We start from the raw sequence: 25,511 nt of genomic DNA on the forward strand, positions 1-25,511 counted from the left end.
TTGTCCTCCCTACTCAGCCTGGATGCCACGAGCGCGGGCCACAGTCCGCCACCGGCTGATTTCGGCGGAGATCCGCGTCCCCATCTCGCCCGGCGTGCCCCCCACGGGCTCGCCACCAAGCTCGCCGAGGCGAGCGCGTATCCCGGGCTGTTCGAGCACCTGGCGGATGGCCGCGTTCAGGCGGCCTACAACGGCCGGCAGCATTCCCGCTGGGCCGGCGACGCCGAGGAAGGAGTTGGCCTCGTAGCCCGGGAACGTCTCCGCCACGGCGGGGACGTCCGGCAGCTGAGGCATCCGCGCGGCGGAGGTTACCGCGAGCGCGCGCAGCGTCCCGGCCCGAAGCTGCGGCTGGACGACTGAGAAGGTGTCGAACATCACGTCTAGTCGCCCGGCCAGGATCTCGTTCAGCTGCTGCGAGCCGCCGCGGAACGGCACGTGGGTCATCTCGATCCCTGCGAGCGTCTCAAACACCTCGACGGCGAGGTGGAAAAGCGACCCGTTGCCCGGGGAGGGATAGGTAAGCTGCCTCGGCCGGTTTCGGGCCTCGCGCAGCAGTCCGTCCAGGCTTTGGACCGGCGAAGCCGAGGGAACCACCACGACCAGGGGGTAGGACACCAGCATCGAGACCGGCGTGAAGTCTCGCTCGGGATCGAAGGGCAGGCGGGGGAGCGTTGCCGCCTGGGTCGGGAAGGCACCGCTGACGAGCAGCAGCCGGTACCCGTCAGGCGCGGCCCGCGCGACGTTCTCGCTCGCCAGCAGGCCGCCGGCGCCACCGCGGTTCTCGACGAGGACCGTCTGGCCAAGCATCTCGCCGAGCTGCTGCGCGACGAGCCGCGCGACGAGGTCGGCGTTGCCACCGGGGGCGAAGCCCACGACGAGCGTCACGGGACGGGCCGGATAGTCCTGGGCCAGTGCCGGGGCGCCGGCCGACAGTCCCCCCAGTCCGGCGAGCAGCAGCGCGGCCCGGCGCCTCACGATTGGTCCTCCCCAGGCAGGGGAAAGCGGTAAAGCGTGGCCGGGTTCTCCACGAGGATGCGATGCATCAGCGCATCGTCCCCCACCCAGCCCGAGAGCGCGTCGAGCAGGTCGCCGTCGTTCTGCATGGCGTCATACTGGTTCACGTGCGGCCAGTCCGTTCCCCAGACCACGCGGTCCGGCCGGAGCCGCAGCACGCCCTCGACCAGCGGCCGCATGTCGTCCCACGGAAGCCCCTGCCCAGAGGTACGGTGGAGGGCCGACAGCTTCACCCAGCAGCGGTCGCTCCGCAGCAGTTCCAGCAGCGCCGCGTAGCCGGCGGAGCCGACCCCCTCCTCGGCCCGCACGCGCCCGACGTGGTCGACCACGATCGTGTTTCCGGTAGCGAGCAGGCGCGGCGCCAGCGCGACGAGCTCCTCCGAGCGGTTGACGTGGACGGCCACGTGCCAGCCGAAGGGCCTGATCCGCCCGGCGATCGGCTCCAGCGCGTCGAAGCCCAGCGTGCCCCGGACCACGGTGCTCAGCCGGCTGCCACTGAACCCTGCCGCGTCCAGCCGCTCCAGGTCGGCGAAGGGTGTGTCCTGCGCCGTCACTGCGACGCCGCGCAGGCGGTCGGGCGCGCTCCGGACGGCGGCCTCGGAGACGCGCGTGTCGGTGCCGTAGGCGCTGGAGTGCACGACGACCGCGCGCTCAATGCCAAGGGCGCCGAGCATCCGCAGCAGATCGCCGACGGGGGCCTCCGGCGGCGTGAAGGAGCGGTTGGGGGAGAGCGGATAGCGGTCGTAGTCGTCGAAGATGTGGACGTGAGCGTCGCAGGAACCCGGCGGTGGCGGTGAGCGAGGAGGGCGCGTGCCCCGGTCGGGGCCGAGGCATGGACGTGTCATGGCGTCGCCTTTCTTTGACCCGAACAGTAGGCGACGCCGCTCCCGCCTCCCATAGTCGAAACCGCACAACGTTTGTTCCTTTCCGGAAAGAGCGGCATGGACCGGCTGACCGCCCTCAAGACCTTCGTCGAGATCGTGGAAGCCGGCAGCTTCACGGCGGCCGCCGCCCGGCTCTCCTCGGGGCCGTCAGCGGTCACGAAGCGTCTTCTGGCGCTGGAGGGATCGCTCGGCGTGCGCCTGCTACACCGCACGACGCACGGCGTGGCGCTGACCGATGAGGGCGAGATCTGCCTCGAGCGCGCCCGCCGGGTGCTCGAGGAGATGGATGGGATTGAGCAGCAGCTCGCCGGACGGCACGAGAGGGCGTCGGGCGAGCTGCGCGTTGCCGTCCCCGCAGCGATGGGCCAAGTCTACCTGCTGCCCCACCTCTCCCGCTTCCTGAGCGCTCACCCGGCCGTCAGCCTGCGACTGGAGTACGAGGACGGCACGCCGGACCTCGTCAGGGGGCGGTTCGACCTCGCGATCCGGATCGGCGAGCCGCAGGATGGGCGCCTCGTTGCGCGGCGGCTGGCCCGCTCGTGGCGCGTGACCTGCGCCACGCCCGCCTACTTGGCCCGGCATGCCGAGCCCACCGATCTAGCGCAGCTCCGCGGGCACGCCTGCATTACCCTGCTGCGCGACGGTCGCCGGCGAGTCTGGCGGTTCCGGAGAGGAGAGGACGAGGTTCGGTTCCTGCCGCCCGCCGGGCTGACCGTGAACAGCGGCGTGGCGCTGCGCGGATGCGTGCTCGACGGGCTGGGCGTCGTGCAGTGCAACTCGATCCTGGTGGCGCCGGAGCTTGGAAACGGCGTGTTGCGCGCAGTTCTGCCGGACCTAGCGGTGCCCAGCGACGACCTCTACGTCGTTTACCCCAGCAACCGCCACGCGGTACCCCGCGTCGGAGCCTTCCTCCGGTTCCTCTTAGACGTGTTCAGGCCCTATGGAAGGCAGGATGGGGCGGCGTGACGGCGAACAGGATACGACCATGGGGTCGGGCCAAGATGGAGACAGCATGCGGGAACGCCACACCGGCAAAAGCCGGCGCGAGCTCAACAAGGAGGACAAGCTGGAGCGCATCAAGGAAGCCGCGTTCCACCTTTTCTCTACCAGGGGCTACGACGATACGACGACACGCGAGATCGCGGCCCGGGCGGGGGTTGGTATGGGCACCGTCTTCGTTTACGCCGAGACGAAACGAGACCTGCTCTTCCTTATCGTCAACGACGATCTGGAGGCCTGCGTCGACGTGGCCCGCCATGTGCGGAACGCGGGCCTGTCGCTCTACGACACGCTGATCGCCATCCTGAGGATCCACTACGAGTACTTCCACCGGACCCCCACGGTTTCTCGGGCCGCGCTGCGCGAGATGTATTTCTACCAGACCGGCAAACAGTCCGAGCGGTTCATCCGCCGGCGCGACTCGCTCGGCCAACTTCTGGAGGACCTTGTAGCGAGTGCTATGGAGGCGCGGCTAATCCACACCGTGGAGACAGCCGGGTGCGTCGCGGCTACGATTTTTGCCGTCTACCAAGTCCATGTCCGGCGCTGGCTGGCCGAGGAGACAACCTCCATCGACGCGGCGCTCGAGGATCTCGGCCGCCAGATCCAGGTCGTGATGAACGGCCTCTCGCCGCATCCGGACGTCTTCCGGAGCGAGCAGAGCCTGGCGCGGCCTTGAAGGGCGCGGCACGAAAAACGAAGCGCGGTCAATTTTTCCCGAGTTCCTCGCTTAGCCTAGTGGGAGCGTGACGTCGGGCTTGACCACTGGCTGGGTGGGTAGGTCTGGATACTTTGCAGCATTTCAGGCATCTAAGCCCAAAACCTCTGTTAGGGCGTCATCCTACCTCTCATAAATCTCGGTTCACGATCCGCAGCAAGGCGCGTGTACCGACCTATTTTTGAGCTTGATCATTTTTCAGGCCATTGGTAAGGCTTTCGCGTGATCCCAGGGCTGGCGCAGCCGGTGCGCGGCCAGAAAAGACGGGACAGGAGGAAGGCCTAGCCCATGGCACAGCAGCAAACGGCGGAACTGCCCGGACCGCGATCGCTGGACAACGCCAAGGCGTGGATGCTGGACCGCTTAGCGAAGCGGACGCATCCGTTGGGGTTAACAGAACCCGACACGACGCGGCGTACGATCGAGGCGTTGCAAGGCCTGGACGGCGAGAACTGGGCTGCGGCCTGGATGGAGACGGGCGACGCCTTCTTAGCGGCAGCCGAAGCACATGATGCCTCCGGCCGACGGGAAGAAGCCCGCGACGCCTACTACCAGGCATACGGCTTCTACTTCCTCGGCCGCTTTCCCTGCCCGAACCATCCGGCCAAGGAGCGAAGCTATCGCCGTGAACTCGAAGCTTACGTGAAGTTCGGAGCGCTCCTCGACGAACCGATTGTACCGGTCTCAATCCCCTTCCAAGCCGAGGGTGCGCTCTCCAACACAATCCGCTTCTACCTGCGCCGGCCGCGCGGCGCCACGCGCCCGCCGGTTGTGATCATGTGGGGCGGAGTCGATGCCTGGAAGGAGGAGATGACCGAGCTGTCCGACCAGCTTCTGGCGGCGGGGATCGCGACGGTCGCGCTCGACAACGTCGGAACCGGAGAGTCGCCAATCAAAGCGCGCCAGGACGGCGAGATCCAGTTCCTGCCGGTGATCGACTGGGTGCGCGCGCAGCCCGACCTCGACGGGGACCGCCTGGTCGTCCTCGGGCGCTCCTTCGGCGGGCATTGGGCGACGAAGCTGGCCCATCAGATGCCCGATGTGCTGCGCGGTGCGGTGAACTGGGGCGGCGGCGTCCACTACATGTTCCAGCCAGACTGGGTGGAGCAGTCCCGCTACCCCGACAGCTACCTGATGGAGCTGGTGGAGACGCGCAGCCGCATGCTCGGCGCGGCGGACGACGCCGCCTATGTGGAAGGGTTCCGCGTTCTGTCGCTGCTCGACCAGGGTCTCCTTTCGCGTCCCTGCGCCCCCCTTTTGCTGGTCAACGGCAAGGAGGACCGGCAGTGCCCGATCGCCGACATCCACCTCCTGCTCGAGCACGGCAGCCCGAAGACGGTCCGTCTCTTCCCGGGCGGGCACATGGGCTTCGGGCCGCACACTGTGCCGACCATCGTCGCCTGGATCGGGAAACGGTTAACGGTGCAGGAAGGAGGCCGCCCGTGAGCAACTGGCGCCAGATGATGCCGACGACGGAGGCCTACCTCCTCGACAAGGTCTTGTACCAGCTGCACCACAACGCGGAGGACCTCGCCGCCTACAACGCCGACAAGGCGGCTTACCTCGCGCGCTTCCGGCTGACGCCGGACATGGCGGCCAAGATCAGCGGCAACGACGTTGCCGGGCTCTACGAGGCCGGCGTCAACCCGTACCTGCTGCGGGCGCACTGCATTGGGGTCCGCATCCCCGAAGACGTTTCCCTCGCAGCGCTCCGGAGCCTCATGAAGGAAGGAGACGACAAGTGGCTCAGCTGACAGGCATCTACTGCGCGAGCCACACGCCGGTGATGCTGAACTTCCCTGACCGCATTCCGGCGGAGCTGCGTGGCGAGATCTTCGGCGCCTACGAGGCGATGGGGCGCGACTTCGCGGCAGGGCGGCCGGACGTCCTGGTCGTGCTCTCTAACGATCACCTGCACAACTTCTTCCTCGACAACTTTCCCGCCCTTTGCATCGGTACCGGCGAGAGCTACGAGAGCCCGATCGAGCACTGGCTAAAGGCGACGCGCCGCACCTTTGCGGGCGACCAAGCCTTCGGCGCCTACCTGCTGCAGGCGGCGCTGGAGGCCGATTTCGATCCGGCCTTCTCGATGGAGATGGTGCTCGACCACGGGTCTCTGACGCCGCTGGAGCTAGCTGGACTCGACCCCGACCTGCCCATCGTGCCGGTTCTCTTCAACTGCGTGCAGCCGCCAATGCCGACGATGCGCCGCTGCCACAGCTTCGGCCGCTTCCTCAGCCGCGCCATCCGCGCCTACGTGGGGGTGGAGCGCGTGGCAATCCTCGCCACGGGCGGCATCAGCCACGATATCGCCACACCGCGCATGGGCATGGTGAACCGTGACTTCGACGAGATGCTCCTCCGCCTGATGGAAGCGGGCGACACGGAGGCCGTGCTGCGCCACGCGACCGAGCAGGTGCACACCGCCGGCAACGGCGCTGAGGAGATCCGCATGTGGATGGCGGCGATGGGCGCGGCCGACGGGCTACCCTTCACCCGCACCTACTACCGCGCGGTCAACGACTGGTACACGGGCATCGGGATCGGATGCTTCTCCGGGAGCGAGGCCTCCGTCGATGGTTGAGGCGCCGGATGCTGGATACCGTCGGGCCCTCGTCATCGGTGGCGGGATCGCGGGCATGTCCGCCACGATCGCGCTCCACCGCGCCGGCTTCGCCGTGACCCTATGCGAGCGCGATCCGGAATGGCGGGTCTACGGTGCCGGCATCACCATCACCGGCCCGACGCTGAGGGCGATGGGTCGGCTCGGCATTCTGCCGGAGGTGCTGGAGCAGGGCTACGCCGCTGACGGCATCGACATCTGCGGGGCCGACGGGCGCCTCCTATTCGAGGTGGACACACGCGACGGCGCGCTGGACGGTATCCCCAGTGCGGGCGGCATCCTGCGCCCGGTGCTGCACCGCATCCTCTCGCGCCACGTCCTGGCGCTGGAGCCGGAGCTGTTGCTCGGCGTCACTGTTGAGGCGCTGGAGGTGACGGAGGACGGCGCCACGGCCCAGTTTAGCGACGGCCGGACGGCGCGTTACGACCTTGTTGTCGGGGCAGACGGCATCTACTCGCAGCTCCGCCGGCGCTTCTTTCCGGAGACGCCGTCGCCGCGCTACGCTGGCCAGCTATGCTGGCGCCTGATGACCGCGCGGCATCCGGCCATCGAGCGCCGCACCTTCTTCCTCGGCGGGCCCGTCAAGGTCGGGCTGAACCCGGTCGCGCCGGACCGGATGTACATGTTCCTCTTGGAGCCGCAGCCCGAACCCCTGCGCCGCCCCGAGGAGGGACAGCACCACCTTCTCGCCCAGCTGCTGGAAGGCTTTGGTGGGGTGCTGCAGGAGGTGCGGGATGGCCTTGGCCCCGACGCCGAGATTGTCTGCCGTCCGCTGGAGACCGTCTTCCTGGAAGGCGAGTGGGTCCGCGGCCGGCTCGTCTTGATCGGCGACGCCGCCCACGCCACCACGCCCCAGCTCGCCTCGGGCGCCGGCATGGGGATCGAGGACGCGCTCGTGCTGGGCGAAGAGCTGACCAGCGGGGTGGAAATTGCCGAGGGCCTTGGCCGCTTCATGAGGCGGCGTCACGAGCGCTGCCGCCTCGTCGTGGACGCCTCGCTGGAGATCGGCCGGCTGGAGCGCACCTGCTCCCCTCTGGAGGACCAGACCGCCGTTCTCCGCCAGGCCTTGGCCGTCCTCAACCAGGAATTCTAAGCGGCCATGCTCGCCCTCATCGATGACCACATCCTCCACGCCGCGCTGCACGGCGACGAGGCACGGTCGGCCGTTGTTCTCCTCCACTCGCTCGGCACCTGCGGAGCGGCCTGGGCAATGCAGACCCAGGCCCTCGCCAGGGCGCACTTCGTGATTTGTCCGGACTTCCGCGGCCACGGGCTGAGCGAGATCTCGCAGAGGGCGGTCACGGTGGAGCGTCTGGCCGAGGATGTCGGCGCCGTGCTCGATCACCTCGGCGTCGAGGCCTTCCACCTCGCCGGTATCTCCCTCGGTGGGCTCGTTGCGCAGCGCCTCGCAGGGCAGCGGGGTAGTGCCGTCCGCAGCCTGACCCTCCTCGACTCCAACGTTGTGAGCCTGAACCCGCCGATGTGGCGAGACCGGGCCGCGCAAGCACGGGCCGAGGGGCTGGACGCCCTGGCTGACGGGATCATGGAGCGATGGATGCCCGCTCCAGAGCGCGGGACGCCGGGCGGCCGCGCTCTGCGGACGATGCTCGGGCGCACCCCGCCCGAGGGCTACGCCGCGGCCTGCGAGGCTCTGGCAATGGCGGATTGCCGCGCCGATGCCGCCGCGATCCGCGCGCCCGCCACGGTCGCGGTCGGCGAGTTCGACCAGGCGACGCCGCGCACGGCGGCGGAGGCACTGGCCGGTGCCATCGCGGGATCGGTCCTGCGGGTGATCGAGGGGGCGGCGCACATCCCCCTGTTCGGCCGGGCCGAGGTTGTCACGGCCCTCCTGCGCGAGACCATCGCGCGGGCCGGAGAGTAGTGCCGAAGGCGTGGGCCTGGAGGCACTGCGCCGTCAACGAGAGGGAACGAAAACCATGAGAGACATCCTGACGGACCGGCCGCCCGGATGCGTGGCGCAACTCACCCGGCGGGCCCTCGGCGCCGCCCTGCTGCTGCCCGCCGCGGCGCGCGCCCAGGGCCCGAATGGGGGCTCGTCAACGCGGCCCGTCACGATCATCGCGCCTTTTGGCCCAGGCACGCCGCCCGACCTCGTAGCACGGATGCTGGCGGAGGCGCTGCAGCGTCAGCGGGCACAGCCCTTCGTGGTGGACAACCGCCCGGGCGCGAGCGGCACCATCGGCGCCGCCGCCGTGGCGCGCGCCGCGCCCGACGGCCAGACGCTGCTGATCGCCACCGGCACGGCGGCGATGAACGTCTCGCTCTTCCGCAGCCTTCCCTACGATCCTGTCGGTAGCTTTGCGCCGGTCGTATTGCTCGCCTCTGTGCCCTTCGCCATCATCGCGCACCCCGCGGCCGGCGCGACGCTGCCCGAAGTGGTGGCGCGCGCCCGGGCCAACCCCGGGCGCGTCAACTACGCCACCCCCGGGGTGGGCACGCCGCACCACGTCGCGACGGAGATGTTGAGGCAGCGCACAGGCATCCAGATCGAGCACGTGCCGTACCGGGCTGCCGGGGGCGCGGTGGCGGACATCCTGAACGGGACCGTCAGCCTCATGTTCCTTCCCGCCCCCCAGGCGGTGGAGCTGTCGCGGGACGGCCGCGTGCGCGTTCTGGCCGTGGCGACGGAAGCGCGCCTGCCCGAGCTTCCCGCCGTGCCCACCACCGCCGAGGCCGGCGTGCCCGACATGCTGATGAGCGACTGGTACGGCCTTTTCGCACCCGGCGCCACGCCGCCCGACACGGTCCTGCGCCTGAACGAGGCCGTCAACGCCGTGCTTCCCGCGATGACCCAGCCGCTCGCCGCTCAGGGCATGACGTCGCTCGGCGGCCCGCCGGAGCGGCTGCGCGCTCTCTTCGCCGCGGAGATCGCCCGCTGGGCCGCGGTGATCCGCACGGGCGGGATTTCCGCGGAATGACGCGCGTCACCATGACCATCCCGCACCGAACCCGCAGGTTGATGCCCGCGCTCGCGGCGGTGCTGGCGGCCGGCGGGATCGCGGTCGCGCCCCCTGCTGCGGCGCAGGAGGACTGGCCGCGCCGGCCGATCCGGATCATCGTGCCCTTCGCGGCCGGCGGGACGAGCGACATCATGGCCCGCCTTGTCTCGCCCCTGCTCTCGGCATCGCTGGGCCAGCCCCTCGTCGTCGACAACCGCTCAGGCGCGGGCGGCAACATCGGGGCCGAGGCCTGCGCGAAGGCCCCGGCCGACGGCTATACTTGGTGCATCGGCACGATCTCCAGCCACGCGATCAATGCCGCCGTCTACCCGCGCCTGCCCTACGACATCCTGCGGGACTTCGCGCCCGTGGCCTTGCTGGGCAGCCAGGCGAACGCGCTCGTCGTTGGCGTCGCCGCCCCGGAGAAAAGTGTCGCGGACCTCGTCGCGGCGATGCGCGCGCGGCCCGGCGGGATTGCCTACGGCTCGCCGGGGATCGGCACCTCGGCCCACCTCGCCGGCGAGCTTCTTGCCCAGACGATCGGGGCCGGCGCGGTCCACGTCCCGTATCGTGGCAGCGCCCAGCTCCTGAGCGACCTCCTCTCGGGCAACCTGTCCGTCGCCTTCGACAACTTTGCGCCTCTCTGGCCGACGGCACGGGAGGGCCGCGTCCGCGTCCTCGGCGTCGGCAGCCCGGAACGCCTCCCGCAGGCGCCGGAGGTTCCGACCATCGCGGAAACCCTGCCCGGCTTCGTGAGCCTCTCCTGGAGCGGCCTCTTCGCGCCGGCCGGCACGCCGGGGACGATCGTACGACGCCTGAACGAGGAGGTGTTGCGCGTCCTGAACGATCCCGCGGTGGTCCGCCGCTATGAGGAGCTCGGGCTCACCTTCACCCCTTTCGATCCGGCAGGCTTCGCCGCCTTCGTGGAGGATGAGGTTCGCAAGTGGGGCGAGGTCGCGCGGCGAGCGAACATCCGCGCCGATTGAGGAGAAAGCTCTCATTCGTATCGCTCTCATTCACGCCCTGCGGCACTCTCCGCTCCCGGTGGAGGCGTCCTTCGCACGTCTCTGGCCCGAGGCGCGGCTGATGAACCTGCTGGACGACAGCCTTTCCGCCGATCTCGCGAGCGAGGGAAGGCTGACGCCCGTCATGACGGAACGTTTCCTGTCTCTGGCGCGGTATGCTGTGGGGACGGGCGCGAACGCCATCCTCTTCACCTGCTCCGCCTTCGGGCCCTGTATCGAGGCCGTGGCAGCCGCGCTCGCACCCATGCCGGTTCTCAAGCCGAACGAGGCTATGATTGAAGAGGCCGTGGCCCTCGGCCAGCGCATTGGGCTGTTAGCGAGCTTCGCGCCGACGCTCGCCTCCATGCCGGGGGAATTTCCGACCGGCACGACCTTGGAGATGAAGCTGGCGGAGGGAGCGCTCCACGCGCTTGACCGGGGTGATGCCTCCGAGCACGACAGGCTTGTCGCCGAGGCCGCAGTGGAGCTCTCCTCCTGCGACGTGATTGCCCTGGCCCAGTTCTCCCTCTCATCTGCAGCAGGAGCCGTGGCGGACCGGACAGGCCGTCCCGTACTTACGACACCTGATAGCGCCGTTCGCAAACTTCGTCGGCTCCTCAACGGTTGAGAGCCTCCTTCACGACGGCTAGCTCAGCCGTCGTGAAGGAAGTGTACCGGTGACCATAGTCAGAGGAGTGCCTGCTTACTTTGGGTACGCACCAAATCGAAGGGTGACTTAAATCGGCGGCCAATCCCGCCGGCGCCCCCAGGCCCGTTATCCGGCCGCCCAGGCAGGTGCCTCGCACCACCATTTTAGAAGATGCCAAAGCCCTTTACGCCCGCCGCAAGCAGACCGTCGAACCCGTCTTCGGCATCATCAAGGCGGCGCTCGGCTTCACTCGTTTCCACCTCCGCGGGCTCGCCAAGGTCACCAGCGAGTGGACTCTGATCGCACTCGCCTACAACTGCCGCAGGCTGCACCGCCTGCGGCAGGCGTGATCAAGCCTCTCCGCGTCAGACAGCCTCAACCGCAGACGCAAAGCCGACAGGCTGCTAGAGATAAAGGAGCTCGCCGTTGATCCTCAGGTACACCTCATCCATGTGCCAAGTGTCGCCCGGTCTTGGCCGCCGCTTGCGCAGCTTGGCCGCGAACTCCGCGCCGAAGCGGAGCCACCAGCGACGGATACTCTCGTAGCTGACCACTATGCCTCGCTCGGCCAGGATCAGCTCGATGTCGCGCAGGCTCAGGCTGAACAGGTGGTAGAGCCAGACAGCATGCTGGATGACCTCGGCCGGGAAGCGGTAGCCGGGGTAGGTGGTGGGCTCGGAAGGCATCCCGCCAGCTTCACCCGACCATTCCGTTTCAGCCAGAGTTGAACAACGTGTCAATGCCCGTCTTAGCCATCAATCCGCTCCGGCCCCCGCCTCGCGCGCAAGTGCAACCCAGAATGGCAATTCGCGAGCAACGTGCGCGGCGAAGTCGGCGGCGCTACCTGATTGTGGTACGGCGCCACGCTGGATGAGCGTATCACGGACGTCCGTGGCCTCTAATGCCGCATTGAACGCCGCGTTCAGCGTGCGAACTCGCTCGGCCGGTGTGCCCAGCGGCGCAAAGATGCCGTCCCACGCCTGCAACTCGAAACCCGGCAGGCCTGCCTCGGCAAGAGTGGGTACCTCGGGCGCAGAAGGCATCCGTGTGGAGGTGGTGACACCGAACGCCTTGAGGCGGCCTGCCTGGACTTGAGGATACACTGTCACAACGAGGTCAATGAACATTTGGACTTGGCCGGCGAGTAGCGCCGTCAACGCCGGCGCGGCGCCCCGATAGGGAACATGCGTCATCTCTGTACCGGTCGCATTGCGGAACATGACGCCAGCCAGATGCGAACTCACGCCGTTGCCTGCAGATGCGAAGGAGACTTCTCCAGGATGCGTCCGCACAAACGCGATCCACTCCGCCAGGTTAGTCGCCGGCTGTGAGGAATTTACAACCAGCATGAGCGGAATCGAGCTTAGTCGTGCGACCGGGACGAAATCGCGGATCGGATCGAAGCCGGGGTTGCGGTAAATAGCGTGATTGATGCCGTGGGTGCCATTATGCCCGTAGAGCAAGGTGTAGCCATCTGGTGCGGCCCGCGCGACTTCGCCGGCCCCAATGTTGCCTCCCGCGCCCGGCCGGTTGTCGACGACAATGGGCTGTCCGAGGGCCTGCGCCACGCGGCCGACTACCAGCCGCGCGAGGATGTCTGCACCGCCAGCGGGCGGGAACGGGACCACGAGGCGAACCGGCCTCGACGGAAATGAGGCTTGGGCGACAGCCAGTCCAGGGAGGGCCGTTCCCCCTAACGTTCCAATGATTCCGCGCCGTGTGATGTTCATGGCTGCATCCCTGTCTTTCGCGGCTCCTCAGCCGTCGGACGTTAGGCCGAACTCCCGCAGGTCGGGCCAGTCGGTACGATGGATCAGCTCAATCCGGAGGCCGTCAGGGGCCTCTATAAAGGCAGCCGAGGTGGTAGGATTGATGCTTTGTGGCGGCATGGAGAACCTCACGCCTTTCGCCGCAAGGCTGCGGCAGAAAGCCTCAAAATGTGTGCCTACGCGCAAGGCGAAATGGTCCACCGTGCCACGGGAGCTTGCCTGTCCGGGAGCATCGCCGGGGCGCACACCGCGCAAGATGACCAATCCGCCGGCTACGGCCACGTAGACCTGCAGCGCTCCGAGCATCTCGATCTCACTGAGGATGCGCCCGCCCAAAATCTCCGCATACCAAGCCGCCGAGCGGCGCGGGTCCGCGCTGATCAGATGGACGTGGTCGAAGGTCAGCATGGCCGTCGCCTAGCGCCGAGTCCAATCGATATAGTAGTCAACGGCGCCGGGATCAGTGTTCACCTCTATCAACATCGGGCAGGCGGCATCCCGGGCCGCCTGCAGAGCCGGCGCCAGATCTTCGACCCTCTCGACACGCAGGCCCGCCACGCCGAGGCTTCGCGCAAAGCCGACATAGTCCACTGGCGGATCCGCGAGCCACCCGAACGACGAGAGCTCCGCCTCCGTCCAGCCGCGGTTGGCGCGCGCGCCTTGCGCAACGTCGTGCCAACCGCCATTGCGCAAGACGATCACCACCACTGGCGCCTTCCACAGCGCCGCGGCGTGAAGGCTGTTGCCGGTGAACATGAAGCCGCCGTCGCCGACGACGACGACGACGCGCCGGTCCGGGACCGCTAGCTGGATGCCGATGGCAGCCGGTAGGCCCCAACCCTGCGCGCTCGCGCGGGCGGAGATGCCGAAGTAGCGCGATGGATCGCCAAGCCGGCAGAGATCAAGCATATACGCCGTGCCGGTTGTCGAATGGTCCACAAGAATGGCGTCATCGCCAAAAGCCGCTTGCACCTCGTCGATCAGCCGCGGCACGCGGACTGGCGTTTCCTCCCGTCCTTGCCGAGCGACTTTGCCCAGGCGGACTTGGCGCGCACTGCCGTGCTCCGCCGCCCAGGACAGGCGCTCAGGGCTCCGTCCGTCCGCCGCCAGGGATTCGGCTAGCGCGCGTAACGTGGCCGCCGGATGGCCGAGCAAGCCGACATCCGCCCAGATCTGCTTCCCAAAGTCGAGAAGATCGGGCGAGAGGAAGATCACCTTTGCGGTCTCGGGCGGAAGCGTCGATGTGGGCGTCGAGGCTGTGAATTCGGCACCCGCCACAAGCACAACGTCGGCCTCCTGCACCACTGGCGAGGCCGGTGAGAAGCGGCCAGCGTAGAGCGGGTGGTCGTTCGGAAAGCCTAGATAGGCAACATAAGGTTCAGACATCACCGGTGCGCTAAGCGCTTCCGCCAGCGCGACCAGGGCTGGCACAGCGCGCAGCTGTGTGACGTCGCCGCCCGCGACGAGAAGAGGGCGGCGGGCCTCGCGGAGGAGGCCTACGGCCGCAGCGATGCCGGCGGGATCAGCAGGCGCCTCTCGGAACAGCCTTAGCCGGTCCGGCCGGGCCATCGGCGCCAAGGCGGCCACCACCTCTTCGTCTACCTCCTCGGTGTAGAGGTCCATCGGAAAGGCAAGGTGGACGGGTCCCATCGGTGGCGTGGAGGCAATCAGGGTGGCGCGGGCGATCGCCTCGGGTATGCGTTCAGCCATCGGCACCTCCCAGCTCCACTTTGTGAACTGGCGCGTTGCTTCGGTGATGTCACCGGGCACCGTTGCGTACTGATCACGGCGCTCGAGCCGGCGACTGCCAGTGGTCGTGGTGAACAGCATCGGGCTTCGATCCGCCCAGGCCGTGGTCAAGCCCATGAAGGCCAGCGCCGTGCCCGAGGCATGGTAAAGATTGACGAAGGCGGGACGGCCCGTCGCGCGCCCGAAGCCGTCTGCCATCAGCCCTACTGCCGTCTCGCTTGGCCCAGTCAGGTAGCGTATGCTGCCGTGATGGCGCTTCAGTGCGTCGAGCAGCGGATGGATGCCGACGCCCGGGACATTGAACGCATGCGTGATGCCGTTGGTGATGAGGCATCGCGCAATCAGCTCGGCGCCGGTGATAAGCATTCGAGCCTCCTAGAGTCCACCCATGACGTCGATGGTCGTACCAGTGACGTAGGACGCAGCAGGCGACAGCAGCCAACTGACTGCCGCCGCAACCTCGTCCGGCGTGCCCATGCGGGCCATGGGCACGCGCGCGAGCAGGTCTTTGACCCGGTCTTCGCCATGACCCTTGTGAACCTCGGTGTCGATGATGCCGCAGCGGACCGCGTTGACGCGAATCCCCTCTGACGCGAGTTCGCGAGAGAGGCCGAGCGTCATGGTTTCGATCGCGCCTTTGGACGCTGCGTAGTGGACCCAAACATCAGCGGAGCCCGTCCGCGTCGCGCCAGAGGAGATGTTTACGATGGCACCGCCCTGACCACTGCGCTGCGTAGACATTCGACGCGTCGCTTCTCTCGAACACAGGAAGGAACCGAAGACATTGGTGCGGAACGTTCGCTCCAGCTGGTCCTGGCGCAAGTCGCGCAGACGGGCACGCCCGCCATTGGTGGCTGCATTGTTCACCAGGGCACGCACGCCTCCGAAAACGCGGTCGACCTCCGCAAAGGCCGAGAGGATGTCAGATTCGATCGAAACGTCGGCCCGGATCGCAAGGCCCTCAACTCCTGTAGCCCGGATCTCCGAGAGGGTAGCTTCGGCCTCTGCGCCACGGTTCAGGTAGAAAAAAGCGACGGGCATCCCTGCACGGGCCGCCTGCACAGCGATGCGCGAACCGATCCCACGGCCACCACCAGTCACCACGAGCGCGCCCTGCGGCACGACGGAACCCTCTGCGGTCAATTTTTCCCCGCCTCTCATCGGAACATCGGACGATGCGCTCGTGCGAACATCTGTTGGCCAGCCTATGGCTGTGCGAGCAAATCCGTCAACGTTACCGTAGAGGCTCTTGTCGGCATCCGGGGTGATGGAGGCTGGCGGCGCCAATTTGGGTATGATGGCGGCCGTAAACGGTCGGCGCTAACCGGTGAACACGAGGGACTTTCGTCACCATGGCCTCGGTGGGCCCGGTCAACCTCGCGTGCCTGCTCGATGATGCGAAGTGCTTCGCCATGGTGCGCCAGCACTGCTGGCCGGATGGCATCCGCTGCCCCGGATGCGGCGCTGATGCGGTGGTTCGGAACGGGCATGACGACACCCAGCCGCATCGGCAAAGGTATCGCTGCCAAGCCTGCGCGTCGCGCTTCGACGACCTCACCGGGACAGGGCTGGCCGGGCATCACCAGCCGCTTCGGGTTTGGGTGCTGTGCCTGTACTTTAAGGGGCTGAACCTATCGAACCGGCAGATCGCCGCGGAGCTGGGCCTGAATGCTCCGGACGTCCAGGTCATGACCGAGCAGCTGCGCAACGGCCTTGTCGCGAAGGCACCTGTGGTGAGCCTGTCGGGTGACGCGGAGATCGACGAAGTCTACGTGGTGGCCGGGCACAAAGGACAGCCGGGCGAAGTCGCAAAAAGGGGCGTTTGGGACGATGCCGCAAGCTGGCAGGTATGCCGGGCCGCGGGACGATGGAGAAGGACAAGCCGCCGATCCTTGGTCTGATCCAGCGCGGTGGCCAGGTCGTGATGCGCATGCTTGCCAACGTGCGGCAGAGGACAATCCAGCCGGTCATCATGGCAACCATCGTTAAGGGCAGCCTGATCCACACGGACGAGTACGACATCTACGCGCGCCGACCGGCCTGGGGGTACCGGCACAAGACGGTCTGCCACAGCCGCGGCGAGTATGCCCGCGACGAGGATGGTGACGGCTTCTGCGAGGTCCACGTCAACACGATGGAGGGCGTCTGGTCACTGCTCCGCTCCTGGCTGCGTCCACACCGCGGTACCTCAAAGGACAAGCTGCCGCTGTATCTCGGCTTCTTCGAGTTCGTGCACAACGCGCGCCGGCGTGGAAAGGCCCTGCTCAGCGCCCTTGTCGCTACCCTGGTCAGGTGAGGCGCTCCATCACCCCGGAAGCCGACAAGAGCCATGAACAATAGGTGAGTGGTGCCCGCTGGCCGCCTGGCGCAGAGTGGCCGGCGGGTGAGGCATACATCCTCATAATGCGCCACCCGCTTTTCGTTCAGGCCGCGCTCTTGCGCTGGATCAGACCGCAGGTTCAAGCGCGTTATAGGGGGCGCGCTGCGTCGTGTACCGACGAGCGCCGTACGACCGAGATGGCTGTCCCTATCGGTGTGCTGAACCGTGTGTTTGATCTCGAACGCCCAGACTTATGTGCGCGTCGCGTGATCGCGGATGCTTCCGAGGCTCACCGCGCTTGCAAGCCGATTCATGCTACTCAGTCCCACGCTGGCTGAATGGCCAAATTCAAGCTTAGTTCAGGATCTCCTGCAGACGGGCGCTCATGGTGACTTGGACCTTAGGGTCGACTCCGGCAGAGGGGCCACCTCCAAGGTATTTCTCGGCAATCTCCTCTGTAGCCAAAATCTCCTGAGACGATCCCTGTAGTACGATGCAGCCCATTTCTATTACGTAGGCGCGGTCAGACACTTTAAGACTCTGTCGCGCATTCTGCTCGGAAAGAAGTATACTCAAACCGGCATGACGCAGTTGGGTGACCAAGCGGAAGATCTCGCTAACCAGCAGGGGGGCAAGGCCAAGCGAGGGCTCATCCAGCAGCAGGTAGCGTGGGCGGCCCATCAGCCCTCGTGCGATCGCCAGCATCTGTTGCTGTCCGCCAGAGAGGTTGCCGGCTGCCTCTCCCATACGGTCCTGTAGCGTGGGAAAGAAGTGGCAGCTCTTCGCGATCCGCTCCTGCAGCGCGGCGGCGTCTCGCATCTCCTCGCTCGCATAGGCGCCGAGGATGAGATTGTCCTTCACCGACAATCCGCCGAAGATTTGCCGTCCCTCCGGCACATGGGCGATACCCCGGCGTACCCGACCGCGTGGCGAGAGCCCGTCAATCCGCTCACCATCCAGTAGAATACTGCCACCGCGGCAGGGAAGAAGCCCCGAAACGGTGTTCACCAGCGTTGACTTGCCGGCGCCGTTAGCGCCGATCAGCGCTACCACCTCCCCTGGCTGGACCTTCAGGCTGCATTCCCGCAGCACTGCGTTCCGACCGTAACCGGCGGAGATCCCGTGCAGCTCAAGCACTAGCCACCTCCTCGTCGCGCCCGACATAGGCTTCAATCACACGCGGATTGCCCCGAATTTCGACGGACGTGCCGTCGGCCACCACGCAGCCCGCATCCAGCACCACGATCTGGTCGGCAATGTTCATCACCAAGGCCATGTTGTGCTCCACCACCATGATCGTGACGCCATTGCCCCGCACGGCTCGGAGTAGAGCGGCGAGCTCGACCGTCTCCGTGTCGTTCAGCCCGGCAGCTGGCTCGTCCAGCAGCAGCACGCGAGGTCGGGCCATTAGCGCACGGGTTACCTCCAGCATCTTCTGCGCGCCCATGGGCAAATCGGTCGCAGCCGCATCGCGGAAGGCGGACAGGCCGACGAGGTCTAGCAACCCCTCCGCCCGCCGAGAAAGGGCCTGCTCCTCTCGCCTGGCGCCACGCAACCAAAGCATCTGCGCGAGACCGGAGGAGTGCTGGTGCATTCGCGCACCGGCCAGTACGTTCTGAAGCGCCGTCATTCCTGGGAAGACGCGGGCAGTCTGAAAAGTGCGGACCAACCCACGCGCAGCGATGCGCGCGGCGGGGCAACCCGTCAGCGTCTCGCCAAAGAGGCGCGCCTCGCCGGAACTCGCCGGGTAGAAGTTTGTGATTAGATTGAAGATGGTGGACTTGCCCGCACCATTCGGGCCTATCAGCGCGCAGAGGCTCCCCTCCGGCACAGTGAAGGATGTGTCATTTAGCGCCAGGACACCACCAAAGTGCTTGGACAGGTTGATGGCTTCGAGGGCGGTGCGTGTCATACGCGTGTCTCCGTTGTCTCCCGTGTCGCCAGCGGCCTCGGCAAGGATGAAATCGGCCTCATCCATCCGGCCAGCATGACCAAGCGTCCGTAAATGCCTTCCGGCAGAAATCGGAAAGCGAGGACCAGCAGGGCGCCCTCGGCTAGCAGTCGGTAGGTGGCGAGCGGCTGGAAAAGTGTCGGCAAGAGCGTCAGCATAGCCACGCCCAGCAAGCCGCCGACGAGCGTCGCCTCCCCGCCAAGGACCAGCATTGCGATGAGTTGGAAGGAGCGCATGGTAGAGACCATGTCTGGTGAGAGGAACTGAAACTGGAAGGCATAGAGGCTGCCCGCAAGCGAACCGAGCAGAGCGCTGAGCACCATTGCGGTCACTTTGATGTGCCCGACGCGCATGCCAAGCGCCGCAGAGGCACTCTGATCCGCGCGCACTGACATAAGCGCGCGGCCGAAGCCGGAGCGCAGCCCGCCGGCGAGTAGCAGGACCAGCAGCACGACAGCCGCGAGGACGAGGTAATACATCCGCTGCGGCGTATCGAAGGCGAGCGGCCCAACCTCCAGGATTGGAATGCCGACGAAGCCGGACGGGCCGCCGGTCAGATCCACCAGCCCGATTGCAAGGGAGTCGATCAACAGCGCGAAGGCGAGAGTGGCAAGCGCGAGATAGTGGCCACGGAGCTGCATCGTCACCAGCGCAAGCACCATGGCGCAGATGCCCGAGAGCAGCAGCGCGGCCAGGATGCTGAAAATCGGTGACCATCCGTAGGTAGCGGAGAGGATGGCCGCCGCATAGCCGCCGATTGCCATGAAGCCGGACTGCCCAAGGCTGACCTGTCCGGCGAAACCCATCAGCACGTCCAGACCCAGCACGGCGATGAAAACAATCAGCGTGATCGAGAGTGACTCCATCATGCCGGGTGGCAGCGGCAGGAAGGGAGCCGCGGCCAGTAGGGCGAGCAGCATCAGCCCCAGAGTGACAGAGGCCGCGCTGTCGAAACGCACCAATGATCGGTGGGCGTGCTGGTCGACCCGTACATCGGTGCGCTGCGGGCGCCCGACGCTGAACATGCCGGAAGGGCGAAGCACGAGTACCGCGAGCAGCAGGACTAGGGCGAGGGTAGTGGAAAAGATCTCAGACAGGTAGCCGGCAGCGAGTTGCGTCGCGACGCCCAGCACCAGACCGCCAGCGACGGCACCTACGAAGGAGCCTATCCCTCCGATGGCCACGGCGATAAAGCCGAAGGTGGTGTAAAAGCTGGCTGTGTCGAACTGCATGGAGGCGATGGGTGCGATCATCACCCCCGTTACGGCCCCTATCAGTGCCGCAATGGCCAAGCTGAGCAGCATCATGCGCGGCACGTCAATGCCCATCAGCCGTGCGGCCGTGCCGTTCTCGGCACAGGCGCGCAGGGCGCGGCCGGTTCGCGTGCGCTGCAACAGGTACCAGAGCACCCCGGTCATCACCACACAGGTACCCAAGACCCAGAGTCCCTGGGAGGGGACGCGCAGCCCGGCGACCACCACCGGTGCCTCGCCGGAAAAGGGCGGCATGGCATAGGGCTGACTGCCCCAGAGAACGAGTACCAGCCCCTCAAAGAAAATCAGGAGCCCCGCCGTCAGCATCAGCGTGCTACTGGGCGGCAGGGTGGAGATGGCAGGCAGCAGGGTAAAAGACCCGAGCAGGACCACCACCCCGACGGTGACAAGTGCCGCCCCCGCCAGAGCGAGCGGGACCGGCAGGTCCAGCACCGTCTGGAGGAAATACATGGCCATCGCCCCTAGGACGCAGAAGGCGCCCTGCGAGAGGTTAACGATGCCTGTGACGCGATATACTAGCGAAAAGCCAAGCGCGATCATCGCGAAGACGCTGCCCTGCAGCAGGCCGCCGATCAGGATCTGAAGAAAGGTGCTCATAACGGGGCGTTATGGGGTCAAGGGCTCGCCGCCCGGCCGGCTCACCACCGTCCAGCGGCGCGCGGCAGGGTCCCAGCGGGTGACGACAGCGTTGGCTATGCCGAGCCCGCGGGAGGGCACTTGACGGAAGTCGTAGATGCCGCTGATGCCCGCCCAGCCGGTCAGACCCTCCATATGCGCCTTGACCTGCGCGGCCGTGGCACCGGGGCCGAGCTTCCGCAACGCCTCCACCAGCAGGTTGGCGGCGTCCCAAGCGAGCGCGGCCCGGTTGTCGATCCCGATCTTCGCCTCGTTCATTGCCGTATAGAACCGCTGCTGCGCCTGCTCCACCCCGGGCTCGTAGGTGAGGCGGCCCTCATGCGGCGGAAAGAGAGAGGTGGCGATGTAGAGCTCACGCGGGAGGAACTCGGCGTACTGGTCCATCTGTTCAAAAATCTGGTTGCCGTTCGTGGTCATTACCGGGATGTTCAGCCCCGCTTGGACGATGCCTTTGAAAACGGTGGCGATTGGGCCCCCGGTGGTCCAGGTGACCAGAACCTGCGGGTCGGCGGCGCGGATACGCTCCATCTGTGCACTGACGCTCACGTCGGTCTGGTTGAAGCGGGCGTTCTCCACGATCTGAATGCCAGCGTTATCCGGCATTCGCAGGGCAGCGTTCACGCCGTTCTGGAAATCCTGTCCAGTAGCATCGGTGGAGGAGATCAGTGCTACCCGCGTCCAGCCTCGCGAGCGGAAGTAGCGGAAATCTGCAGCCAGCAGGTCATGGGTAGAAGTACCGGAGGAGTACATATAGCCACCGGCCGCTGGCTGGATGGCCGGCGACAGACAGTATGTGAAGGGCCCGTTGCGAACCAGCGGCACCATGGCGTTGCACATGGCCACGAGGGAAGAGCCAAGCAGCACGGCCGGCCGCTGTGCAACCGCCGCGTTGGTTAGCTGCACCGTCACCTGTGGGCTGCTCTGGTCGTCACGGTACACGAATTCCAGCTGACGGCCGCCAACCCCGCCATCCTTGTTCACCTGCGCCTGCAGGGCCTGAAGCGTGCGCTGTTGCCCCTGGCCCAGGAAGGCACCATTGCCTGTTAGCGGCAGAATGACAGTCACCTGTAACGGCGACTGGGCCCGGGCAGCGCCGGCAACCAGCATGAGCAGCATCAGCGCGGCGAGGCCGACACGTCGGCCTTTGTGGAACGGGTTCATCGTCTCTTCTCCCTGCGCCGCGCACTCTGTGGCGCGCGGTCTGCATATTTGGATAGCGGGTACGGGTCGCTGAGGAGCGACACCGCTCGAAAGCACCGATCTTTTCAGCTTTCAGCGATGTGTGGCACCGCCATCCACAGCGATGGCTTGGCCGGTCACGAAGGCGGAGGCGTCGGACGCTAGGAACAGCGCCGTGCCGATCAGGTCCTGCGGGGTTTGGGACCGCGGGATGCACTGCGTGGCCGCGATGGCGGCGCGCTGCTGTGGCGTCACCGTCGCTCGCTCCACCTCCGTGAAGGTCGCGCTGGGCAGAATGGCGTTCACTGTCACCCCGTCCGGCCCCAGTTCCCGCGCCATGGAGCGGGTCATCCCAATCACGGCGGCCTTGGAGGTAACGTAGTGTAGGTAGTTAGGCCGCCCCATAGAAACGGTGGAGGAGGAGAGATTTATGATCCTCCCACGTCCGGCCGCCCGCATCGGCGCCGCGACAGCGCGCGCGCAGAGAAAGGTTCCCGTGACGTTGACGCGCATCACCGCGTCCCATTCCTCCAGCGGGATCTGTTCGAAGGGCCGCATGGCCAAGGTAGAGAAGATGGCGGCGTTGTTGATCAGCGCGTCTACCCGGCCTTTGCGGTCCATCACCTCTGCGACGAGGCGATCGACGGAGGCGGCGTCGGAGACGTCCACGGCTCGAGCGATGGCCTCGTGACCAGCCTCCTCAATTTCCCGCGCCACGGCATCGCCGCGCGCCGCGTTCATCTCGGCAATTACAGGGACCGCGCCGGCCGCGGCAAAGGCCTTGGCGAAGGCGCGGCCTATCCCCTGACCCGCGCCGGTGATGATGGCCACATGGCCTCGCAAATCGAATGCGTTGCCCACGCCCGGGCGGGTAGCCGTTATAACGGTCATTGGGCGCTTCCCCGATCCATCTTGAACCGCCGGTCTGGCGAGTGCCGGACCGTTCAACGTCAAATATCAGGCGAGATGCTTAAGAATTTGACCTGCGTGTAGGCCAGCAGCTCGTCGATGCTCTCCTCCCGGCCCAATCCGGACTGCTTTAAGCCACCGAAGGGCAGAGCGAGGAAATGATCGGAGCTGTTGTTCACCCAGACCAGCCCGGCCTTGATGCGTGATACGGTGCGGTGTGCCCGCACCACGTCCCGCGTCCAGATCGATGCTGTAAGCCCGTAGTCCACGGCACTGACCGCCTCGATCATCTCGCCCTCGTCCTCCCACTTCAACACGGAAAGAACGGGGCCGCTCCGCGCGGTTCTGGAAGGCGGCCATGGCGTCCTCTCTAAAGCCGGAAGGATTCGAGCGAGGCGGGGTGGAAGAGGTCCTCGGGCGCGAGGCGGCGGGAGGAGAGGCCCTGGGCGTGATGGGCCGCGAGGAAGGTGTCGATGCCCGCGCGGTTGGCCTCCAGCCCGTAGGACCAGAAGTCTTCGCCCATCAGGGCGCGGGCGTGCTGCAGGCGCTCCTCCACGAAGGGAAGCGTGACCTTGGTGGCGGCGGTGTTGGAAAGGCGCGCGAGGGCGAAGGACTTGGCTTCCTCGAAGGCCTTCACGAGGGCACCGGGGAGATAGCGGTGCTGTTCCGCCACGTCCTTGCGGATGCCCAGCACGTGCATGATGGGGAAGATCCGGTGCTTGCCGTACCATTCGGAGGCGGCGGCGACGGGGTCGGACCAGAGGCGGCCGACCTGGGGATGGCCGCGCTCGAAGCAGGAGGGGGCGCGCGGGCCGATCACGGCGTCGATGGTGCCGTCGGCCAGCGCCGAGGAGATGGTGGCGCCGGCGGGCAGGCTTTCGAGGCGCACGTCGGCGGGCAACCTGAGGGCGATCTTCTCCTCGCGCCCGGGATGCTCGTAGCCGCCGCGCACCCAGGTGATGTCGGCGGGCTTCACGCCGTATTCCTCGAGGATGGCGCGCACCCAGACATTGGCGGTGAGCTGGTACTCGGGCACGCCCACGCGCTTGCCGCGCAGGTCCTCGGGCTTCGCGATGCCGCGGTCCGTGCGGATATAGACGGAGGTGTGGCGGAAGGCGCGGGAGGGAAACACGGGGACGGCGACGTAGGGGCAGTCGCCGTTCGCGGTCTTCACCGTGTAGGAGGAGAGCGACAGCTCGCAGATGTCGAAGTCGGCGTACTTGAAGGCGCGGAAGAAGATCTCCTCGGGGTCGAGGATGGAGAAGGCGGGGTCCACGCCGTCGATGCGGACATTGCCGTCCACCAGCGGGCGGATGCGGTCGTAGTCGCCGATGGCGAGCGAGAGGCGGAGAGCGGACAAGCGGTGGCTCCTAGGCGCGGGGGGCGCTGGCGGCGGAGGCGAGGATGGCGACGAGATCGTTCTCGGCCGCCGCCGCCGAGCCGTAGCGGGGCTGGGTGGTGACGAAGGGCGCCTCGGCGTCGTGCGGGTTGTAGATTTCCAGGAAGTAGCGGCCGGAGCGTTCGTCGCGCACGGGCTCGATGCGGATCAGGGCCATGGGTGTTCCCCCTTATTCCGGCTGGATGCCGGCGGCGCGGATGATGGCGGCGTTGCGGGCCTGCTCGGCCACGATGAGCGTCGCGAACTCGGCGGTGCCCTCGATGATCGGGGCGCAGCCGATGGCGGCGAGGCGCTGGACGACATCGGCGTCGCGCAGCGCGGCCTGGGTGGCGGTGCGGGTGGCGTCCACGCGCGCCTCGGGCAGGCCCTTGGGGCCCCAGATGCCGCACCAGCCCTCGAACAGCATCTCGGGCTGGCCGGCTTCGCCGATGGTCGGCGTGTCCGGCATGGAGGAAAGGCGCGCGGGGGCGGTGACGGCGAAGGCGCGGAGCTGGTTGCCCTGGATCATCGGCAGCACGGCGCCGACGGGGGCGAACATCAGCGGCACGGCGCCGGATATGACGTCGTTGATGGCGGGGCCGGTGCCCCGGTAGATCACCGTGGTGACCTCCACCCCCAGGCGCTGCCCCAGCGCCGCCGCGCCGAGATGGCCGACGGAGCCGAGGGACGAGCAGGCGAAGGTGAAGTCGTTGGGCTTGCTCTTCACCGCCGCGAGAAGCGCGCGGGGATCGGCGGGCTGGGCGGCCTTCATGCCGCCGACGAGGACATAGGGAATGCTGACGGTGCGGCAGACCGGGGTGAAGTCCTCGACCGCGTCGAAGGGAACGCCGCGCTGGACTAGCTTGAGGATCGGGTGGACCTCGTTGGAGTAGAGGAGGGTCTGGCCGTCGGAGGCCGAGCGCGCCACCTCCTGCGCGCCGATCGCGCCGCTGGCGCCGGAGCGGTTCTCGATCACGCAGGTCTGCCCCAGGCCTTCGCTGAGGCGGTGCTGCAGGAGGCGGGCGGTGACGTCGTTGGTGCCCCCGGGAGCGTAGGGGACCACCAGCCGGATGGCGCGGGACTGCGCGCGCGCCGCCGCAGGGACGAGGGTGGCCAGGGCGGCAAGGCCGAGGACGTGGCGGCGCGCGGGGGCGGCTGGGTTCATGGTTTCTCTCCCGTTTCTCGTTGCGCCCATCATGGCGTGGCCTGGTGGCGCAGCGCCACCTCCCTTCCCGTTCGCGCGGATTCGAGAAGGCACAGGCAGATCTCGGCGGTGGCGAGGCCCCAGGCGCCGTCGTGCAGCGGGGGCGTGTTGTTGAAGATGGCGGCGTGCAGCTCGTCGATCACCTCCGCGCGCGGGACGTCCGGCGGCGGCAGCGGGTCGAAGTGCCTGCCATGGTCGGCATAGACCATGACGCCGGAGGGTGTGGGACGGAGGTCGGCGCGCTCGCAGGAGGCGATGACCAGGCCGAAGTGGTTGTAGGCGGGGGGCGGC

Annotated in this window: 27 protein-coding genes and 3 pseudogenes; 13 read left to right on the plus strand and 17 right to left on the minus strand. The window is 67.1% G+C overall.

Annotation, left to right across the window (positions count from 1 at the left end; all coding sequences use genetic code 11):
• Positions 1 to 9: 9 nt before the first annotated feature.
• On the minus strand, positions 10 to 975 hold the full coding sequence (locus ACFFIC_RS06340) for a tripartite tricarboxylate transporter substrate binding protein (RefSeq protein ID WP_377049325.1): 966 nt from the start codon (positions 973 to 975) through the stop codon (positions 10 to 12).
• Positions 972 to 1,859, minus strand: coding sequence for an amidohydrolase family protein (locus ACFFIC_RS06345; protein ID WP_377049326.1), 888 nt, complete (start codon positions 1,857 to 1,859; stop codon positions 972 to 974). Before ACFFIC_RS06345 ends, ACFFIC_RS06340 begins: the two co-directional genes overlap by 4 nt.
• A 96-nt stretch (positions 1,860 to 1,955) precedes the next feature.
• Between ACFFIC_RS06345 and ACFFIC_RS06350 the strand changes: the two genes are divergently transcribed.
• The 11 genes and pseudogenes from ACFFIC_RS06350 to ACFFIC_RS06400 all read left to right on the plus strand — a co-directional run.
• Entirely contained in the window at positions 1,956 to 2,864 is a 909-nt protein-coding gene (locus ACFFIC_RS06350; protein WP_377049327.1) for a LysR family transcriptional regulator, read from the plus strand.
• 46 nt (positions 2,865 to 2,910) lie between these two features.
• Positions 2,911 to 3,576: a TetR/AcrR family transcriptional regulator gene (locus tag ACFFIC_RS06355; RefSeq protein ID WP_377049328.1), complete on the plus strand. Its 666-nt coding sequence runs from the start codon at positions 2,911 to 2,913 to the stop codon at positions 3,574 to 3,576.
• Between the two features lie 327 nt (positions 3,577 to 3,903).
• A complete protein-coding gene (locus tag ACFFIC_RS06360; protein WP_377049329.1) occupies positions 3,904 to 5,061 on the plus strand; it encodes an alpha/beta hydrolase family protein in 1,158 nt (385 codons plus the stop codon).
• Entirely contained in the window at positions 5,058 to 5,369 is a 312-nt protein-coding gene (locus ACFFIC_RS06365) for a hypothetical protein (protein WP_377049330.1), read from the plus strand. The genes ACFFIC_RS06360 and ACFFIC_RS06365 overlap by 4 nt, the downstream gene beginning before the upstream one ends.
• Positions 5,357 to 6,199, plus strand: a complete 843-nt coding sequence (locus ACFFIC_RS06370; protein WP_377049331.1) for a DODA-type extradiol aromatic ring-opening family dioxygenase — start codon at positions 5,357 to 5,359, stop codon at positions 6,197 to 6,199. The genes ACFFIC_RS06365 and ACFFIC_RS06370 overlap by 13 nt, the downstream gene beginning before the upstream one ends.
• Positions 6,192 to 7,331, plus strand: coding sequence for an FAD-dependent oxidoreductase (locus ACFFIC_RS06375; protein ID WP_377049332.1), 1,140 nt, complete (start codon positions 6,192 to 6,194; stop codon positions 7,329 to 7,331). Before ACFFIC_RS06370 ends, ACFFIC_RS06375 begins: the two co-directional genes overlap by 8 nt.
• A gap of 6 nt (positions 7,332 to 7,337) precedes the next feature.
• Complete coding sequence (locus ACFFIC_RS06380) at positions 7,338 to 8,120, plus strand: alpha/beta fold hydrolase (RefSeq protein WP_377049333.1); 783 nt, start codon at positions 7,338 to 7,340, stop codon at positions 8,118 to 8,120.
• 55 nt (positions 8,121 to 8,175) lie between these two features.
• Positions 8,176 to 9,177 (plus strand): tripartite tricarboxylate transporter substrate-binding protein, encoded by a 1,002-nt coding sequence (locus tag ACFFIC_RS06385; protein WP_377049334.1) that lies wholly within the window; start codon positions 8,176 to 8,178, stop codon positions 9,175 to 9,177.
• A complete protein-coding gene (locus ACFFIC_RS06390; protein WP_377049335.1) occupies positions 9,174 to 10,184 on the plus strand; it encodes a Bug family tripartite tricarboxylate transporter substrate binding protein in 1,011 nt (336 codons plus the stop codon). The genes ACFFIC_RS06385 and ACFFIC_RS06390 overlap by 4 nt, the downstream gene beginning before the upstream one ends.
• 100 nt (positions 10,185 to 10,284) lie before the next feature.
• The gene (locus ACFFIC_RS06395; protein ID WP_377049336.1) at positions 10,285 to 10,830 is read left to right on the plus strand and encodes an aspartate/glutamate racemase family protein; all 546 of its coding nucleotides are present in this window, start codon (positions 10,285 to 10,287) and stop codon (positions 10,828 to 10,830) included.
• Positions 10,831 to 10,985: 155 nt separating this feature from the next.
• Positions 10,986 to 11,201, plus strand: a pseudogene (locus tag ACFFIC_RS06400) (transposase); the annotation flags it as partial.
• Positions 11,202 to 11,273: 72 nt separating this feature from the next.
• Here ACFFIC_RS06400 and ACFFIC_RS06405 read toward each other — a convergent pair.
• The 5 genes and pseudogenes from ACFFIC_RS06405 to ACFFIC_RS06425 form a co-directional block, all read right to left on the minus strand.
• Positions 11,274 to 11,537: pseudogene (locus tag ACFFIC_RS06405) on the minus strand (IS6 family transposase); the annotation flags it as partial.
• 69 nt (positions 11,538 to 11,606) lie between these two features.
• Positions 11,607 to 12,581: a Bug family tripartite tricarboxylate transporter substrate binding protein gene (locus ACFFIC_RS06410; RefSeq protein ID WP_377049337.1), complete on the minus strand. Its 975-nt coding sequence runs from the start codon at positions 12,579 to 12,581 to the stop codon at positions 11,607 to 11,609.
• A 27-nt stretch (positions 12,582 to 12,608) separates the two neighbouring features.
• Positions 12,609 to 13,028: a VOC family protein gene (locus ACFFIC_RS06415; RefSeq protein WP_377049338.1), complete on the minus strand. Its 420-nt coding sequence runs from the start codon at positions 13,026 to 13,028 to the stop codon at positions 12,609 to 12,611.
• A 9-nt stretch (positions 13,029 to 13,037) separates the two neighbouring features.
• Complete coding sequence (locus ACFFIC_RS06420; protein WP_377049339.1) at positions 13,038 to 14,735, minus strand: thiamine pyrophosphate-binding protein; 1,698 nt, start codon at positions 14,733 to 14,735, stop codon at positions 13,038 to 13,040.
• Positions 14,736 to 14,744: 9 nt separating this feature from the next.
• Positions 14,745 to 15,512, minus strand: coding sequence for an SDR family oxidoreductase (locus ACFFIC_RS06425; protein ID WP_377049340.1), 768 nt, complete (start codon positions 15,510 to 15,512; stop codon positions 14,745 to 14,747).
• Positions 15,513 to 15,721: 209 nt separating this feature from the next.
• On the opposite strand from ACFFIC_RS06425, the gene ACFFIC_RS06430 reads away from it, so the two are divergent.
• Entirely contained in the window at positions 15,722 to 16,270 is a 549-nt protein-coding gene (locus tag ACFFIC_RS06430; RefSeq protein ID WP_377049341.1) for a transposase, read from the plus strand.
• Entirely contained in the window at positions 16,219 to 16,665 is a 447-nt protein-coding gene (locus ACFFIC_RS06435; RefSeq protein WP_377049342.1) for an IS1595 family transposase, read from the plus strand. Before ACFFIC_RS06430 ends, ACFFIC_RS06435 begins: the two co-directional genes overlap by 52 nt.
• 378 nt (positions 16,666 to 17,043) lie before the next feature.
• Here ACFFIC_RS06435 and ACFFIC_RS06440 read toward each other — a convergent pair whose 3' ends face one another.
• From ACFFIC_RS06440 to ACFFIC_RS06485, 10 genes and pseudogenes are all read right to left on the minus strand, one after another.
• Positions 17,044 to 17,826, minus strand: a complete 783-nt coding sequence (locus tag ACFFIC_RS06440; protein WP_377049343.1) for an ABC transporter ATP-binding protein — start codon at positions 17,824 to 17,826, stop codon at positions 17,044 to 17,046.
• Positions 17,819 to 18,601: an ABC transporter ATP-binding protein gene (locus ACFFIC_RS06445; RefSeq protein ID WP_377049344.1), complete on the minus strand. Its 783-nt coding sequence runs from the start codon at positions 18,599 to 18,601 to the stop codon at positions 17,819 to 17,821. The genes ACFFIC_RS06440 and ACFFIC_RS06445 overlap by 8 nt, the downstream gene beginning before the upstream one ends.
• A complete protein-coding gene (locus ACFFIC_RS06450) occupies positions 18,598 to 20,511 on the minus strand; it encodes an ABC transporter permease (RefSeq protein ID WP_377049345.1) in 1,914 nt (637 codons plus the stop codon). The genes ACFFIC_RS06445 and ACFFIC_RS06450 overlap by 4 nt, the downstream gene beginning before the upstream one ends.
• 9 nt (positions 20,512 to 20,520) lie before the next feature.
• Complete coding sequence (locus ACFFIC_RS06455) at positions 20,521 to 21,711, minus strand: ABC transporter substrate-binding protein (protein ID WP_377049346.1); 1,191 nt, start codon at positions 21,709 to 21,711, stop codon at positions 20,521 to 20,523.
• Positions 21,712 to 21,822: 111 nt separating this feature from the next.
• Complete coding sequence (locus ACFFIC_RS06460) at positions 21,823 to 22,620, minus strand: SDR family NAD(P)-dependent oxidoreductase (protein WP_377049347.1); 798 nt, start codon at positions 22,618 to 22,620, stop codon at positions 21,823 to 21,825.
• A gap of 59 nt (positions 22,621 to 22,679) precedes the next feature.
• Positions 22,680 to 23,024, minus strand: a complete 345-nt coding sequence (locus ACFFIC_RS06465; RefSeq protein WP_377049351.1) for an aldehyde dehydrogenase family protein — start codon at positions 23,022 to 23,024, stop codon at positions 22,680 to 22,682.
• Positions 23,009 to 23,998, minus strand: coding sequence for an ABC transporter substrate-binding protein (locus ACFFIC_RS06470; protein ID WP_377049348.1), 990 nt, complete (start codon positions 23,996 to 23,998; stop codon positions 23,009 to 23,011). The genes ACFFIC_RS06465 and ACFFIC_RS06470 overlap by 16 nt, the downstream gene beginning before the upstream one ends.
• A gap of 10 nt (positions 23,999 to 24,008) precedes the next feature.
• The gene (locus ACFFIC_RS06475) at positions 24,009 to 24,194 is read right to left on the minus strand and encodes a hypothetical protein (RefSeq protein ID WP_198384591.1); all 186 of its coding nucleotides are present in this window, start codon (positions 24,192 to 24,194) and stop codon (positions 24,009 to 24,011) included.
• Between the two features lie 12 nt (positions 24,195 to 24,206).
• The gene (locus ACFFIC_RS06480) at positions 24,207 to 25,181 is read right to left on the minus strand and encodes a Bug family tripartite tricarboxylate transporter substrate binding protein (protein ID WP_377049349.1); all 975 of its coding nucleotides are present in this window, start codon (positions 25,179 to 25,181) and stop codon (positions 24,207 to 24,209) included.
• A gap of 29 nt (positions 25,182 to 25,210) precedes the next feature.
• Positions 25,211 to 25,511: pseudogene (locus ACFFIC_RS06485) on the minus strand (gfo/Idh/MocA family oxidoreductase); the annotation flags it as partial.

The organism is Muricoccus vinaceus (assembly GCF_042433125.1).
Taxonomy (GTDB): Bacteria; Pseudomonadota; Alphaproteobacteria; order Acetobacterales; family Acetobacteraceae; genus Roseomonas; species Roseomonas vinacea.

What these genes read in the sequence shown, in the direction of transcription:
- ACFFIC_RS06445 (WP_377049344.1), bottom strand. Translation starts at nt 18,601, where the DNA reads ATGACACGCACCGCCCTCGAAGCCATCAACCTGTCCAAGCACTTTGGT.
- ACFFIC_RS06410 (WP_377049337.1), bottom strand. Translation starts at nt 12,581, where the DNA reads ATGAACATCACACGGCGCGGAATCATTGGAACGTTAGGGGGAACGGCC.
- ACFFIC_RS06390 (WP_377049335.1), top strand. Translation starts at nt 9,174, where the DNA reads ATGACGCGCGTCACCATGACCATCCCGCACCGAACCCGCAGGTTGATG.
- ACFFIC_RS06375 (WP_377049332.1), top strand. Translation starts at nt 6,192, where the DNA reads ATGGTTGAGGCGCCGGATGCTGGATACCGTCGGGCCCTCGTCATCGGT.
- ACFFIC_RS06395 (WP_377049336.1), top strand. Translation starts at nt 10,285, where the DNA reads ATGAACCTGCTGGACGACAGCCTTTCCGCCGATCTCGCGAGCGAGGGA.
- ACFFIC_RS06480 (WP_377049349.1), bottom strand. Translation starts at nt 25,181, where the DNA reads ATGAACCCAGCCGCCCCCGCGCGCCGCCACGTCCTCGGCCTTGCCGCC.
- ACFFIC_RS06430 (WP_377049341.1), top strand. Translation starts at nt 15,722, where the DNA reads ATGGCCTCGGTGGGCCCGGTCAACCTCGCGTGCCTGCTCGATGATGCG.
- ACFFIC_RS06415 (WP_377049338.1), bottom strand. Translation starts at nt 13,028, where the DNA reads ATGCTGACCTTCGACCACGTCCATCTGATCAGCGCGGACCCGCGCCGC.
- ACFFIC_RS06360 (WP_377049329.1), top strand. Translation starts at nt 3,904, where the DNA reads ATGGCACAGCAGCAAACGGCGGAACTGCCCGGACCGCGATCGCTGGAC.
- ACFFIC_RS06475 (WP_198384591.1), bottom strand. Translation starts at nt 24,194, where the DNA reads ATGGCCCTGATCCGCATCGAGCCCGTGCGCGACGAACGCTCCGGCCGC.
- ACFFIC_RS06435 (WP_377049342.1), top strand. Translation starts at nt 16,219, where the DNA reads ATGCCGGGCCGCGGGACGATGGAGAAGGACAAGCCGCCGATCCTTGGT.
- ACFFIC_RS06350 (WP_377049327.1), top strand. Translation starts at nt 1,956, where the DNA reads ATGGACCGGCTGACCGCCCTCAAGACCTTCGTCGAGATCGTGGAAGCC.
- ACFFIC_RS06460 (WP_377049347.1), bottom strand. Translation starts at nt 22,620, where the DNA reads ATGACCGTTATAACGGCTACCCGCCCGGGCGTGGGCAACGCATTCGAT.
- ACFFIC_RS06385 (WP_377049334.1), top strand. Translation starts at nt 8,176, where the DNA reads ATGAGAGACATCCTGACGGACCGGCCGCCCGGATGCGTGGCGCAACTC.
- ACFFIC_RS06380 (WP_377049333.1), top strand. Translation starts at nt 7,338, where the DNA reads ATGCTCGCCCTCATCGATGACCACATCCTCCACGCCGCGCTGCACGGC.
- ACFFIC_RS06420 (WP_377049339.1), bottom strand. Translation starts at nt 14,735, where the DNA reads ATGCTTATCACCGGCGCCGAGCTGATTGCGCGATGCCTCATCACCAAC.
- ACFFIC_RS06455 (WP_377049346.1), bottom strand. Translation starts at nt 21,711, where the DNA reads ATGAACCCGTTCCACAAAGGCCGACGTGTCGGCCTCGCCGCGCTGATG.
- ACFFIC_RS06355 (WP_377049328.1), top strand. Translation starts at nt 2,911, where the DNA reads ATGCGGGAACGCCACACCGGCAAAAGCCGGCGCGAGCTCAACAAGGAG.
- ACFFIC_RS06345 (WP_377049326.1), bottom strand. Translation starts at nt 1,859, where the DNA reads ATGACACGTCCATGCCTCGGCCCCGACCGGGGCACGCGCCCTCCTCGC.
- ACFFIC_RS06450 (WP_377049345.1), bottom strand. Translation starts at nt 20,511, where the DNA reads ATGAGCACCTTTCTTCAGATCCTGATCGGCGGCCTGCTGCAGGGCAGC.